At 41.0% G+C, this 14,089-nt stretch carries 13 protein-coding genes; 1 reads left to right on the forward strand and 12 read right to left on the reverse strand.

Annotated elements, in window-relative coordinates; genetic code table 11:
* Positions 1 to 333: 333 nt before the first annotated feature.
* Positions 334 to 1,704: a PepSY domain-containing protein gene (locus RL70_RS04420; RefSeq protein WP_039042186.1), complete on the forward strand. Its 1,371-nt coding sequence runs from the start codon at positions 334 to 336 to the stop codon at positions 1,702 to 1,704.
* An 80-nt stretch (positions 1,705 to 1,784) separates the two neighbouring features.
* Here RL70_RS04420 and RL70_RS04425 read toward each other — a convergent pair whose 3' ends face one another.
* From RL70_RS04425 to RL70_RS04480, 12 genes are all read right to left on the reverse strand, one after another.
* The gene (locus RL70_RS04425; RefSeq protein ID WP_039042187.1) at positions 1,785 to 2,486 is read right to left on the reverse strand and encodes a gamma-glutamyl-gamma-aminobutyrate hydrolase family protein; all 702 of its coding nucleotides are present in this window, start codon (positions 2,484 to 2,486) and stop codon (positions 1,785 to 1,787) included.
* A 29-nt stretch (positions 2,487 to 2,515) separates the two neighbouring features.
* Complete coding sequence (locus RL70_RS04430) at positions 2,516 to 3,334, reverse strand: M55 family metallopeptidase (protein ID WP_039042188.1); 819 nt, start codon at positions 3,332 to 3,334, stop codon at positions 2,516 to 2,518.
* Between the two features lie 10 nt (positions 3,335 to 3,344).
* On the reverse strand, positions 3,345 to 4,322 hold the full coding sequence (locus RL70_RS04435) for a winged-helix domain-containing protein (RefSeq protein ID WP_039042189.1): 978 nt from the start codon (positions 4,320 to 4,322) through the stop codon (positions 3,345 to 3,347).
* Position 4,323: 1 nt separating this feature from the next.
* Positions 4,324 to 5,304 carry an ABC transporter ATP-binding protein gene (locus RL70_RS04440; protein WP_039042190.1) on the reverse strand — a complete coding sequence of 327 codons (981 nt, stop codon included), beginning with the start codon at positions 5,302 to 5,304 and terminating at the stop codon, positions 4,324 to 4,326.
* Complete coding sequence (locus tag RL70_RS04445) at positions 5,270 to 6,283, reverse strand: ABC transporter ATP-binding protein (RefSeq protein ID WP_039042191.1); 1,014 nt, start codon at positions 6,281 to 6,283, stop codon at positions 5,270 to 5,272. The genes RL70_RS04440 and RL70_RS04445 overlap by 35 nt, the downstream gene beginning before the upstream one ends.
* Before the next feature lie 26 nt (positions 6,284 to 6,309).
* Positions 6,310 to 7,158 (reverse strand): ABC transporter permease subunit, encoded by an 849-nt coding sequence (locus tag RL70_RS04450; RefSeq protein ID WP_052245779.1) that lies wholly within the window; start codon positions 7,156 to 7,158, stop codon positions 6,310 to 6,312.
* 68 nt (positions 7,159 to 7,226) lie between these two features.
* The gene (gene gsiC / locus RL70_RS04455; RefSeq protein WP_039042193.1) at positions 7,227 to 8,147 is read right to left on the reverse strand and encodes a glutathione ABC transporter permease GsiC; all 921 of its coding nucleotides are present in this window, start codon (positions 8,145 to 8,147) and stop codon (positions 7,227 to 7,229) included.
* A 62-nt stretch (positions 8,148 to 8,209) separates the two neighbouring features.
* The gene (locus tag RL70_RS04460) at positions 8,210 to 9,805 is read right to left on the reverse strand and encodes a glutathione ABC transporter substrate-binding protein (protein WP_039042194.1); all 1,596 of its coding nucleotides are present in this window, start codon (positions 9,803 to 9,805) and stop codon (positions 8,210 to 8,212) included.
* A 40-nt stretch (positions 9,806 to 9,845) separates the two neighbouring features.
* Positions 9,846 to 10,859, reverse strand: coding sequence for an asparaginase (locus RL70_RS04465; protein WP_039042195.1), 1,014 nt, complete (start codon positions 10,857 to 10,859; stop codon positions 9,846 to 9,848).
* 229 nt (positions 10,860 to 11,088) lie between these two features.
* Positions 11,089 to 11,346, reverse strand: coding sequence for a PepSY domain-containing protein (locus RL70_RS04470; protein ID WP_052245764.1), 258 nt, complete (start codon positions 11,344 to 11,346; stop codon positions 11,089 to 11,091).
* Between the two features lie 88 nt (positions 11,347 to 11,434).
* Positions 11,435 to 13,642, reverse strand: coding sequence for a hypothetical protein (locus tag RL70_RS04475; protein WP_039042196.1), 2,208 nt, complete (start codon positions 13,640 to 13,642; stop codon positions 11,435 to 11,437).
* Between the two features lie 202 nt (positions 13,643 to 13,844).
* A complete protein-coding gene (locus tag RL70_RS04480; protein ID WP_039042197.1) occupies positions 13,845 to 14,042 on the reverse strand; it encodes a hypothetical protein in 198 nt (65 codons plus the stop codon).
* Between the last annotated feature and the right edge of the window lie 47 nt (positions 14,043 to 14,089).

The raw sequence follows: 14,089 nt of genomic DNA on the forward strand, positions 1-14,089 counted from the left end.
TTCTATTGCCAAAACAATTTTGTTCAAGAATTAAGATATTGTGATATTTTCCCATTAATTCAATCATAATGCTTTAGAAAAGAAAGTCCACAAAAAAATCGGACTAATGAATTATATTTTGTAACGACAAAGAATTTGCAAAAGTTTTGCATCTGTTCTATTTTAGTTCACACTTGAATGTTATAAACATCTAGGTGACCATTCTTGAAGCAATCATACGTCTTCTCTCGCTCTTTTTTGGACAACCTACTATTATGCTAAAAATAGTGATCCAAATTGTGAATGTGTACGTTAGCTTCTAAATAATAACTAACTGAACAAGGAGGGAACGAGATGAAAAAGGGGATGTATAATCGATTTTGGCGATGGCACTTTTTTGGTGCGTTGTTTATGGCACCACTTCTCATTACGCTGACGCTGAGCGGAATCGGATACTTGTTTTATAACAATGTAGAAAACGTCGCATACAAAGATCTCTTTTTTGGCAACAGTGAAGAAACATATCAACTAACAATCGACGAAGGTATCTCACTTGTAAAGCATGAGAATGAAGGATTTGAAGTAGCCAAAGTTATGATCATGGATGAACCTTATAATACGAGGATAACTTTGTCATCTGAATCTGGCGAAGAAAAGTATGTATTTTTAGATGAACATAATGAAATTGTTGGATCACAAAATCCAAAGTATACGTACGCTAACATTATGAGAAACATCCATAGTTCACTCTTTGTTGGTGGAACCGTCGTAAACTACTTAGTTGAATTGGCTGCATGCTGGGCAATCTTTTTATTATTTTCCGGACTTTATATGACATTCAAAAGTCGTGCGCTAAAGAAACCTAAGAAATCAACACCCCGCTTAAGACTTAAAAGGATCCATGCACTCATCGGGACAATCATTACGATTCCAATGATCATCCTCATTTTCACAGGACTTCCTTGGTCCGCGTTTATGGGGAACTTCATTTACACTGCATCACAGGAACACCCTTCCATCGGAACACCGTTGCTTCAGCAGCAACCACCAACTTCCGATATGAGCGAAATTCCATGGGCTACTCGGAAAGAAGAAGCGCCTGAATCAGAAAAACCCGACCCTCATGCGAATCATGGAGGTCACGGCAAGATGCCTGGAATGGATATGGGGAATGATGGCATTCTAGTTGAAAAACTATTGTGGAAAGCGAGAGACGCTGGAATCTCAAAACCGTATTCTATCGTATATCCTTTTTCTGAAGATGGAGTATTCACAGTATCTAAAGGAAGTAATACCGGCGTCACTGGATTAGACGTCAGCCCTGCCGAGGAAATGACTTCTTATTTCGACCAATACAGTGGAGATTTAATTTCCAAAGTCGGTTATGACGATTATGGGATTTTGGCAAAATGGTTTACGTGGGGAATTCCATTACATGAAGGGCACTTGTTCGGATGGCCCAATAAAATTATTAACTTAGTTGTCTGTCTCGCATTTTTATTTCTTATTTTCTACGGATTTAAAATGTGGTTGTCGAGAAAACGGAAAGGGAATCTTTCGTCTCCTCCTAAAGCAACAAGTGGCATTTCCATCGGGTTTATAGTGTTAATGGTGATTTTAGGAATCATCATGCCTCTATTTGGAATTTCGTTGATAGTTGTACTGGCGATTGAAGGGGTCTTGTACTTCATTAATAAAAAAGGAAATACTTCCAACTCGAACTGATCACATTAGGATTTAAAATAAAGAAGAGGAAGCCTCTCCACTCGGAGTCGCTTCCTCTTCTTGCGTAATGACTTCATAGTCTAATTGCACGCTTTTACAAACGCCTCGAACAGCTTCTTCGAAGGAGCATCTCCTGCACAAGCAGTGTTTTCAGGATGCCATTGAACGCCTATAGCAAACTTGTGCCTCTCACTCGCGATAGCTTCAATAACACCGTCGCTTGACGTACCACATACTATAAAGGGATCACCGACTTCTTTAACCGCTTGGTGATGAAAGGAATTAACAAGAATACTTGATGTTTCGAAGATACTAGAAAGCTTAGTATCCTCCACTAATTTAACACGATGGGACAAGTGTTCCCTTCTCGCCTTCTGCACATGTTGAAGGACATCCCCATCGATTTGTGCGTGAATATCTTGATACATGGTGCCTCCTTGTGCGACATTCAATACTTGATGACCACGGCATATCCCTAAGATGGGTTTATCAGCTTGAAGAAAGGCACGAACTAACTCCATTTCGTTGTCATCCCGTCCTGGTGAGATTTCTCCAAGTTCTTTGATTGGTTCCTCGCCATAGAATAATGGATTAATGTCGAATCCACCTGACAGTAAAAGACCATCCAAGCGCTCTACCAACATCCCCACATCATTCTTCATTCCCGTTGCAAGCAACAGCGGAATACCTCCCGCTTCAGTGATGGATTGAACATAAGAATGATTGAGCATGTATTGATACTCCAAATCATGATGACATGTAATTCCAATCAAGGGATTCATTTTCAACCTCTCCTCTACCTTGGGCTTTGTCATTGAACAGAATTAGCGATCATTATTGCACCACGAATGAGACGATAGCAATGCAACCAATCTTCATTTTTAAAACTTACCGTTAGCGGATTTCTTCGTTCATATATCGGCAATATTTCAACCGCATCGGCATATCCTGTATTCAAAAATTCGATTTCTACTGTAAAAGGTCCTTCCATCCTAAAAGGTGTTTTACTGCGGACATCCTTCAACGACCGCTTTGTACCTTGCCGTATTAGCAACCGAGATTCCGATGGGCTTAGATTTAACGCTGCTGTTCGGGAAATCGATTCTTTTACGATTGCCGACTCAATTTCTGGAATAACTGCTCGTGCTTCATCCGCCAGTAAATTACAACCAGACACAAACACCGTCGGAACATGAAAATAGCCAACGACTAACGCATTTAGTCCAAATTCACCCATATCGGTGGAATTGACTTTAATCGTTTTAATGACTCTGCCACTAAACGTATGATTAAGAACTCCATTTGTTCCAGCTCTTGTATGATAGCCAACGAAAAGTACCGCATCATATTCAGCTGTGAGACCCTCCACCATGGCAAGCTTTTTGGGGGATCCCATTAACAACATTGCTTTACTATGTAACTCATCCGGGTAAATGTTGCGCATCGTTCCGTGTGAATCATTGACTACAATTTCGTCTGCACCTGCTTCCAGTGCCCCTTCGATACACGCATTCACTTCTTCGGTCATAAGCTTACGTGCATAGTCGTGCTCTTTCCCATCACGCAACGTATGCTCTCCATGAACGACACCGGCCACGCCTTCAATATCCGCGGAAATGTAAACCTTCATGATCCACCTCTTATTCTTTTATGCCCATGAAATACTCCAGAAACGCTTCCCCTTTTTCTGAAATTCGTGTTCCTCCCCGCCCAATCCGAGCATGGATTAGTTGTTCATCCTGCATAATTTCGAGGCGTAACCGCAATTGTTGGTCAGACAGTTTTATTCCACGGAGAACCAATCGTTCCTTCACTTTTGCTCTACCTAAAAGTTCATACGATTCTTTTCCTTCTTTATATATAGACAAAATAACAAGACTCTCATCTAGAAATCCATGGGTTTCAATTTTATTCTTAATCGGATCAATCTCACTTAAGCTAAGTGTGAAATGAGTTTCTTTCCGATTTTCAACAGTTACTATATCAACTTGTTTAGTTCCTGTTTCGTTCTTTTTTGTAGTTGACTTCCGTTTCAGCTCAACCGTAACTTGTGATTTGAAAAAGCGGTTCATCAGGACGATTTCAGATATAGTTGTTTTAAGTTCTGACTCAACCTGTTCGATTGTTAAAAAGTCCAGTGTTCGTGGACCGATGTCTATTACATTTTTAAACGCCGCTGGGACCAGTTCCATCTCTCCAGGTGTAACAATCCAGTCGATATCCGAAGGAACTGCATTCATAGGATCATAGGTTTTATAGTGGTGCTCATAATAAATCTTTTTTAAGGAGGTAGCCGTTTCAACTGCATGTTCGACCGTATCATTGATAATCAGGATACGTTGACCGAAGGGGAGCCCTGATAGTTTTTCTGTAGCAGCAATGTTCACTTCCCTATTTGCAACAATGACCGGACATGAAGCAGGGATGAATGAAGCTGTTATTCCTCGTAGGACTTCCTTCGATAACAGCACCAAATCACCCTCAGCTACCGTTTCCATTGTCAATTGCTGTAGTGTAATAGGATATAACTCCACTTGATCACCAAAAATATCAAATAGTTGATAGGCGACGATGGTTAAATATTCTTTTTGAATCGAGATGATATGAAGTTTTTTCATGTTAATTAATCTCAAGCTCCTCAGCATAGTGGCATGCCACGTAATGTCCGGACTCTAGTTCTCGGAATTCCGGCACTTGAATTTTACACGTTTCTTGAGCAAATGGACAGCGCGTATGGAACGTACAGCCAGGCGGAGGGTTCGCCGGACTTGGAATATCGCCTTTTAAAATGATTCGTTCTCGCTTGACCGTAGGATCAGGTATTGGAACCGCGCTCAGTAGAGCTTTCGTATAGGGATGTAATGGTTTACCAAAAAGTTCGTCGCGCGTAGCCAGTTCAACTAGTCGGCCTAAATACATCACTCCAACCCGATCGGAAATGTGCTCAACGACACTTAAATCGTGGGCGATGAAGACATATGTCAAACCAAATTCCTCTTGTAGATCCTTCATCAGATTCAGTACTTGAGATTGAATCGACACATCCAATGCAGAGACGGGTTCGTCGGCAATAATTAGCTTCGGATTCACGGCCAGTGCCCGTGCAATCCCGATGCGTTGACGCTGTCCTCCACTAAATTCGTGGGGATATCGATCCGCATGGTATTTATTAAGCCCAACCACTTCTAGCAGCTCCGTGACACGTTGATTACGATTTCCCTTGTTAAAATTATGCACAATGAGGGGTTCTTCAAGAATTTCTTTGATCGTCAGTCTAGGATTCAGGGATGCGTATGGGTCTTGAAAGACCATCTGGAATTCTTTACGTAACGGACGGATCTGGTCATCCGTCATATCAGTAATATCTTGCCCTTCGAAGATCACTTTACCTTCCGTGATATCGAGTAATTTCATAATCATTCGACCCGTCGTAGACTTCCCACATCCGCTCTCACCGACGATACTCAGTGTTTCACCTTTGTTCACAGTAAATGAAACACCGTCTACCGCTTTAACGAATTCTTTCTTTCTACTGAATAGCTTTGAAGGTATGGGAAAATATTTTTTAACGTTCTGAACTTCCAACAAGGTTTGGTTCATCTGTCGGCACCTCCTCATACAACCAGCAGCGTACAGAATGATTATCCGTCAACTTATCAAATGACGGTTCTTTGTCCCAGCAGACGTCCATCGCATGTGGACATCTCGGAGCAAATTTGCAGCCCATCGGCATATGTGCTGGAATTGGAACATTTCCTGGAATCGAAGAGAGTCGTTCGACACGATCACCAATTTTAGGAATAGATTCCAGCAGCCCTTGTGTGTAAGGGTGTTTCGGATTGGTGAAAATAGATACGACGTCGCTTTCTTCGACAGCCCTGCCACCATACATGACTACGACACGGTCACACATTTCAGCCACCACACCCAAGTCATGGGTGATCAGTAATATTGCTGTATCTGTCGTTGTTGTCAAACTCTTCATCAGCTCCAGAATCTGCGCCTGAATCGTTACATCTAACGCAGTCGTCGGTTCATCCGCAATGAGTACCTTCGGATTGCACGCCATCGCCATGGCAATCATCACGCGCTGTCTCATCCCACCTGAAAGCTGATGGGGAAATTCAAATACGATTTTTTCCGGCCTTGAAATTCCTACTGCTGTCAACATTTGAATGGAACGCTCACGTGCCGCTTTTTTCGATAGTTTCATATGCAGAATGATCGATTCTTCCAATTGACGCCCGATTTTATAAACAGGATTCAATGACGTCATCGGCTCCTGAAAGATCATCGCGATTTCATTTCCACGGATTTTCCTCATTTCACGTTCGCTGATTTTAGTCAAATCCCGACCTTCGTAAAAAATTTCGCCACCTGCAATTTTTCCTGGAGTATCTTTCAACAGTCTCATGATGGAAAGTGATGTGACGCTCTTTCCGCTTCCAGATTCGCCTACAATGCCTAATGTCTCACCTTTGCCCACTTCAAACGATACACCATCCACTGCTTTGACAACCCCAGCATCGCTAGTGAAGTGTGTCTGCAGATTTCTCACCTGAAGAACCTTCTCTTCCATTCTATGCTCCTCCTTTCAACCTATTATTACTCTTTAATCTTTGGATCAAGTGCATCTCTAAGGCCATCACCTAGCAAGTTGAACGCTAGTACAGTTACGAAAATTGCAATCCCTGGAAATATTGTTACGTGAGGGGCAATATTTAAATAATCACGACCACCGCTCAACATCGCGCCCCATTCCGGTGAAGGTGGCTGTGCGCCAAGTCCTAGGAAGCTTAAACTTGCAGCAGTTAAAATTGCCGAACCGATTCTCATTGTGAAATAGACGATGATACTTGAAACGGTACCAGGAAAAATGTGCTTCCAAATAATTCGTTTTGGTCTTGTGCCAATAGATTTCGTAGCTTCGATATATAGTGTGGATTTCACTGCGAGCGTTGAACTTCGGACAATACGTGCAAACATCGGTACACTGAAAATCGCAACGGCAATAATGACATTGCCAAGGCCCGGCCCGAGAATAGCGATAATACCAATCGCCAGCAAAATTCCAGGAAACGCCAGCAGAACATCGCAAATCCGCATAATAATTGAGTCAATCCGTTTGCCATAATATCCGGCAACAATACCGAGAAAAGTGCCACCGATTGCTCCGAGCAATACAGAGGTCAGCCCCACATAAAGGGAAATCTGAGTTCCAGCTAGCACCCTGCTAAAAATATCCCTGCCATATGCATCTGTTCCTGCCCAGTGCTCGGCAGAAGGACCAGACAACACGTTTTCATAATCCGGTTCCGTAATGTCATATGGAGTTATGAATGGCCCTATAAATGCGAGCAAAATGAGTGCGACAACAAAGAAAAACGCGACAAACGCCAGTTTTTGCTTCTTGAACTTTCTCCAGAACTCAGAAAATGGTGTTTTAGATGGAATATTCTCTAAGGTCTGTTGATAGTAGGCTTCTTTGTTCGATAACTTGAGTTCTACCACAAAATCCCCTCCTATTCATAACGAATTTGCGGATTCAAAATTCCATAGAGCAAGTCAACTACTAAGTTAATGAGGATGAATTCCAGCGCAAAAATCAGCATTTCAGCTTGAATAACCGGATAATCCCGATACGCGACTGAATCGATTAATAGCTTGCCTAGTCCCGGCCAACTAAAAACGGATTCAATAACAACTGATCCACCAAGTAGAAATCCAAACTGTAGCCCCGTCATTGTGACGACCGGAATCATTGCATTCCGTAATCCATGTCCCCATGTAATTCTTCGTTCGTTTAATCCCTTAGAGCGACCTGTTCGAATATAATCTTCTTTCAAAACATCCATTAGAGAGGACCTCGTGAAACGGGCAACAACTGCCGCCACTCCTGTCCCTAATGTGAATGCAGGCAAAATATAGCTTTTCCATGAGTCCATACCACCGCTCGGCAGCCAGCCTAATGTAACAGCAAACAATTGAATGAGCATGAGTCCGAGCCAGAAAGATGGTAAAGACAATCCTGATACGGCTCCAAACATCCCTAAATAATCTTGCCACTTATTTCGCTTTGTCGCGGATACCACCCCGATGATCAGTCCTGCAACTACTGCCCATGACATACTCCATACTGTTAGCCAGAAGGTCGGCATGAAGCGTTCTCCTATTTCGTAGCTGACATCGCGATTGGTCTTCAATGACTTTCCGAAATCGCCTTGAAACAAGTTTTTCATGTACGTGATGTATTGTTCTGTTATGGGTTTATCGAGACCTAATTCTTTACGGACGAGTTCCACATCTTCAATGGTAGCATCCTCTCCTGCCACAAGCCTGGCAGGATCTCCAGGAATCATATGTACAAAAAGGAAGATAAAGATGGAAACCAATATGAGAATGGGTATGATCTGCAGCAATCGTTTTCCGAGAAATCGTAACATTCGTAAGCCCCCTTTAGATAAAGAAGGAGCGCTTTAAAATCCAGCGCCCCTGTATCCATCTCTTACTCAATTTCAGCTTCAGAAACACTTAACGAGCCATCAGGCAACAGATAAACACCCTTTAGATAATTTTTCTTTCCCGCCAACGTGTTATCAGCTGATAAGAATACCCACGGTGCATCCTCCCAAAGTAGCTTTTGGACGTCCGCATACGCTTCTGCACGCTTATTTTCGTCAGCAGTCTGTAATCCTGCGCTGATCAATTTGTTCGCTTCATCATTGTCATAATAAGAAACGTTATAAGATTTTGGTGGGAATGCATCTGCTCCGCCTAGCAATGGGCGAATCCCCCAGTCTGCATCTCCCGTCGATGGTGACCAACCGCCATAATACAATTCAAGTTCAGCATCTTCAGCGTTTTGAACGGACCAGATTTTGTCCGACAATGTACCTGATTCCATTGGTACCACTTCAACTTCAATACCAACCGCTGCGAGCTGCTGTTGCAGGAATTCCATTGCTTTAACTGTGCTTGAGCTATTTCCACCCCACAGTTTCGCTTTCATCCCTTCCTTAACTCCCGCTTCCTTCAAGAGTTCTTTTGCTTTTTCAAGATTAAATTCATACAGCTCTTGCTGTGAATAGAACTGTACGTCCGGTGCAATAACGGAGTCTAGTTTTTCTCCTTGACCGTTCATGACAACTTTGATGAATGCATCTTTATTAATCGCGTAATTCAAAGCTTGGCGAACTTTCACATCGTCATAAGGCTTTTTCATCGTATTCATCGCCATATAGCGGACAACAATGGATGGTTTGCTGTCGACTTCAATACCGTCCTTGCCATTTACTCCTTCCACTTGTTCAGTCGGCACTGGGTAGATGAAGTCCGCTTCTCCTGTTTGAAGCATTGCGATACGTGATCCGTTCTCTGAAACCGGTTTAAATGTAATAGAATCGACTTTTGGGAACCCTTCATTCCAATAATCATCATTCTTCACGATTTTCAATCCTTCACTAGGTTTCCATTCAACAAACTTGAATGGCCCTGTGCCGACAGGGTTTTTACCAACCTCGTCTCCAAACTCTTCAAGTGCTTTCGGGCTGTGGATCAAAGCTGCTGGATGCGCAAATGTATTGATCATTGCACCGAATGGTTCAGACAAAGTGAATTTCACTTCGTAGTCACTTATAACTTCCGTCGATTTGATCAATGCGAAAAGACTGTGACGCTTTAAGCCACTATCTGGATCAGCCAGTCGGTCGAAGTTCACTTTAACTGCCTCTGCATTAAAGTCAGTACCATCATGGAATTTCACATTTTCACGAAGCTTAAACGTGAACTCGGTTGCTTCATCATTCGCCTTATATTCTTCAGCAAGCAATGGAACAACTGTCATTTTCTCATCAAACCCTAGAAGACCTTCCATCATTGTTTTTTCAGCAGAGTTTGAAAGCGTATCATTCGTGTCATGTGGATCAAGTGTCGTAAAGTTATCCGCGACCGCGATCACTAAGTCTTTACCTTCTTTTGTCGCCCTTTTTCCATCGCCTTCTTTTTCTGCAGTCCCCTCTTTTGATCCAGAGTCGCTGCATCCCGCTAACACAAGCAACAAGACTAATACAAATGCCGATAGCCAACCGTAGGTCTTCTTCATCTTCTTCTCCCCTTTTTGTTAGACTCGTTTATGATAAAATTCATGAAGCACTTTTCATCGTAAACACAGGTTTCAAGTGACCAATTATTTCATCACGAGCATTTTTCAGAGCGGGCTCATGGTAGGAAGCCAACTGTTTTAATTGTTCATCCGTCAGCAATTCCAGCTGTTTAAGTACTTCTACAGCCACTGGATATACCGCTCTACCATTTCCGTCTTCGATCTTAATCGCAATCCCTAATCCCGTTTCAAGATCCCCTATACAATAGACGCCTTCTGCTCCGGCTTTCCCAAACATTCTCCCATCCATGACTTTCATGAAGTCGGTACAAAAACGATCCGTACCACCTACCATTTCAGGCTCAGCCATCATGGAGGAAGTCACCCTTTCAATCGCTTGCTTCCGTTTTTCAGGGAAGTTTTCTGGGTTCGCCATTTTTGCAAAGCTAAGTGCCAATCTTACAAGCGGGATTCCGTGTACAGGAACCCCACACCCATCGATGCCAATTTCAATTTCTTCAACTGGGACTTCTGACAAGTCACTGATTACTTCAAGAATACGTTGCTGTACTGGATGTTCTAATTGGTAATAATCCTCTGTCGATTCATTCATATACTTGGCAGTTGTCAACATCCCGCTGTGTTTACCTGAGCAGTTATTGTAAACAGGTGTAATCGGGGTATTCGTTTTAATTACGTTTTCATATGATTCAGTCCATCTCGGTGGATGTGTCCCACATTTCAGATCATCTACTTCGAGTTCCAGACGGGTCAGAATGTCTTTCACTCTGATTGTATGCTGGTCTTCACCGTTATGAGAAGCACAGGCAAGTGAAATGTCAGCAGCTTGTAACCCGTAGTGATTTGCAGCACCTGTTTCAATAATTGGAATGGCTTGAAGTGGCTTCATGGAGGATCGTGCAAATGTATGGCGATTTGGATCTCCACAACTGTAGATCAACTTTCCATTCCAATCGACCACAGCAATATGTCCGTTGTGTCCGCTTTCCATATATCCTCCCCGAACTACGTCTACTAATCGTTCAGCTGTCACATTACCACTCTCCTACTATTCTATATTTTCTAATACTTTACATCATGTTAAATCACAATACAACACTATATTCTAAATTAAATCTTATTATTTTAAATATATGTTTAAATGCGTTCTTTTAGGTTATCGAATTCCGTTTGATTAAGTGACTGGGAATGGAGCTTGCAGGAAACAAAAATAGCTGGCTACAGGTTTTCTTTCCTGTAGCCAGCTATTCTCATGATTTTCATTAATCGAGTTTCACTTTTAACACTTTACCTGAATTCGCATCCACTTTTACTTCAAACTTCTGTCCATCACGTGTACGGATTTTGATCTCATAGATTACTGATCCGTGATCATATTCCAATTCCGATTTCACAACGTGGCCTGGCACCTGTTGTAAGGCAATCATCATTGCTTCCTCGATAGAAATCACACGATACTGAGGATTTTGCCAATGGTTTTCCCAATGCTGATTCGGGGCCATCCAATTCTGATTCGTCAATCTATCTCCTCCAGTTCCCGTTCTCTATGACAGTGTATTCATAGTTGGGCAATGTGTGAGGAGGTGTAATTCAAAATATAGGTATGCTTCACTTTTTATTGGTTACAGGATTATACTCAACCTCAATTAAAGGTCGCTTCCATCCGCCGTCTACGGAAACTTCTACTTTTGGTACATCGTCGTCTTCCTCTGGTATCTCTACATCAAAGGCACATACCTTCTCCCAATCCTTTTGTTTTAAGTAAACTATTCCGGGTGGTGAACCATCACCCATGCCCTTCATATATACTCGGCTTCCAGGTTCCATAGATAACGATTTGCGTATGAAGTTTCCCCCTACACATACTAAAGAATCAGATTTTAAATATACATTCTCTGCATTTAAATTACCGAGAGCAACCATTTTAAAGTTAGAGTTGTTTTGAATATTTTTAGTTGTAATATTGCCTTTACTGAAAAGTCTGGATTTTGTGTTCCCATAAAGTATTCCACCAACATCTATATTACCACCTGCACTCAAAGTTAGGTTTGGATTTTCTTGAATTTGACCAGAAACAAAATTATTTTTAGTGATAATGGTTGTTTTTAAAAGATTATAATTCATAAATCCGTTGACTGTGAAATCACCACCTGAAAGTATTTCCAAGTTTGAATTACTCTGCATATTTCCAGTCGTAAAATTCTTTTTTGACTGAATTTTTACCGGAACATTCGAATTAAGTACACCATTAATTGTTACGTTTCCACCTGAATACATATCTAAATTAGAATTACCTTGTACATTTCCTGAAGTGTAATTCCCTTTTGCATATACTTTAGCCGGTGTATTTGAATTAAATACACCATTAATTGTCACATTCCCACCTGAATACAAATTAAGATAATTGTTTGATAGTAATTGTTCAGTTGAATTAAAATTACCACCAACATATAAATTTAGACTGTCAAGATTTTTTTCTAGCCCACTAGCCTGGAAATCTCCTTTAGCTTGAATATCTACCTTATTGTTATCTTGGATTTTTTCAGATGTGAAGTTTTTATCTGTTTTAATCGTAATAGCCGGTGTATTTTTATTAATTAGTTTAGAAGTGAAGTTCCCTTTCGTTTCGATATTTGTATTTTCATTGTAATGTATTTTCTCAGCTATAATGTTTCCTTCAACTTTAAGCGACAAACGCTTATCGTTTTTCCACATATCTCCTGTAGTATAGTTTCCATTCGTTAAAATATTAACGTTCGGGTTATTAGAGACACTTGAAGAAGACATGTTACCTTTTACTTGTACATCTAGAAAGCCTGTATTGCTATCGAGCTGACTACTTCCTGCAAAGTTACCACCTGTTCTAATAGTAACGTTATTGTTAACATTAAAGAAGTTGCTTGAAGAAATATTGCCTTTACTTATTAATGTAAGATAGCCAGTATTCGCCTGTATCTGACCTATTGAGAATTCTCCATTAGATCTAATGTCTACATTATTATTTCCATACAATTTACCTAAGGTAATATTCCCATGTGACTGCATGGAGACAGACTTTCCGTAACCTTGTACATTTTCATTTGAATTAATGTTTTCTTTTTTGTATACAGTTCTTGTTTTTTGATTGTTACTCTCACTAATAATATCTACTTCTTTGGTAATATTTAAGTGATCAATGGGATCCACTTGGGGTATTGTAAACGGCTTATAAGTTAGGCTTGGTAATCCCCCATCTGGTAGAGGGTCCTCCTTTGGCTCTTCGACTTCAACGTCTTCACCTGATCCTTTAGCTAGAACTGAAGGTGCATCAAATTCCATTGATAACTTTAGAATAGACTCCTTCCCATCTAGATAATGACCTTCTATATTTCCTTCAATTGCTATTGGATTTACAGTGTAATTGATATCGAACTTTTCGGATTCGAGCTTAAATGAAGTACCTGTTGGAGTTAACATGTGTTCCACTTCATCAAAAGCAATTCTCAATTCATTTTTCATTCGATCATCATAGAATTTAGCTAGTTTCGTAACATTACCATCAAAGTTTTTATCTGCCATTGCGGCTTTAAACTCTGCTACAGTAGTTTCCCATACGCGGTCTTTCACCTCATAATACCGATTCGTAAAAGATGTTGCGTAATAGTCGACGCCCATTTCGGCAGATACTACGGACAAATGATTTTTATCGACCCGTTGTTCTTGTTTGGCATTGCTAATTGCCCCTCTCATGAAGACCGCGCTGATGCTCATGATTAAAACAACGAGAAGTAAGACGATTAATAACGCATAACCTCGTTCATTGCTCGTAACTTTCATGACGAATACCTCCTACTGATATTCTATATTGGCCGAGGATATTCACCTCGGTAAATCCATTCAATCTGAAACTTCATTACATGCAACACTTACTGATTTCCATTGAACTATCTGTTTCTATTATACCATTAAAAAATGTCCAAGAAGGATAGACTTACTATCTCCCTTGGACATTTTCAGAAAAAATATATTATTGCATATTTTAAGAATGCATATAGACACCATAGATTGCCGGAATGAGTAGGGCAACTGCGAGACTAACGACAGCCGCAATTTTTGATTGTTGCGCAAGTCGCTGATCCTCCATTTTGAGATGTTGGAAAAAGGATAGTGTGAAATACAAACATGCGATAACGAATACAGCAGATAAGATATTCAACCAATTGACTGTACCAAACATGGCGATATTCTCCAAAGCACTCACTTCACTTTCTATTTATTTTCACA

Origin of the sequence: Sporosarcina sp. ZBG7A (assembly GCF_000813425.1) — a bacterium.
In the GTDB taxonomy this organism is placed as follows: domain Bacteria; phylum Bacillota; class Bacilli; order Bacillales_A; family Planococcaceae; genus Sporosarcina.

What these genes read in the sequence shown, in the direction of transcription:
- RL70_RS04420 (WP_039042186.1), top strand. Translation starts at nt 334, where the DNA reads ATGAAAAAGGGGATGTATAATCGATTTTGGCGATGGCACTTTTTTGGT.
- RL70_RS04425 (WP_039042187.1), bottom strand. Translation starts at nt 2,486, where the DNA reads ATGAATCCCTTGATTGGAATTACATGTCATCATGATTTGGAGTATCAA.
- RL70_RS04430 (WP_039042188.1), bottom strand. Translation starts at nt 3,334, where the DNA reads ATGAAGGTTTACATTTCCGCGGATATTGAAGGCGTGGCCGGTGTCGTT.
- RL70_RS04435 (WP_039042189.1), bottom strand. Translation starts at nt 4,322, where the DNA reads ATGAAAAAACTTCATATCATCTCGATTCAAAAAGAATATTTAACCATC.
- RL70_RS04440 (WP_039042190.1), bottom strand. Translation starts at nt 5,304, where the DNA reads ATGAACCAAACCTTGTTGGAAGTTCAGAACGTTAAAAAATATTTTCCC.
- RL70_RS04445 (WP_039042191.1), bottom strand. Translation starts at nt 6,283, where the DNA reads ATGGAAGAGAAGGTTCTTCAGGTGAGAAATCTGCAGACACACTTCACT.
- gsiC (WP_039042193.1), bottom strand. Translation starts at nt 8,147, where the DNA reads ATGTTACGATTTCTCGGAAAACGATTGCTGCAGATCATACCCATTCTC.
- RL70_RS04460 (WP_039042194.1), bottom strand. Translation starts at nt 9,805, where the DNA reads ATGAAGAAGACCTACGGTTGGCTATCGGCATTTGTATTAGTCTTGTTG.
- RL70_RS04475 (WP_039042196.1), bottom strand. Translation starts at nt 13,642, where the DNA reads ATGAAAGTTACGAGCAATGAACGAGGTTATGCGTTATTAATCGTCTTA.
- RL70_RS04480 (WP_039042197.1), bottom strand. Translation starts at nt 14,042, where the DNA reads ATGTTTGGTACAGTCAATTGGTTGAATATCTTATCTGCTGTATTCGTT.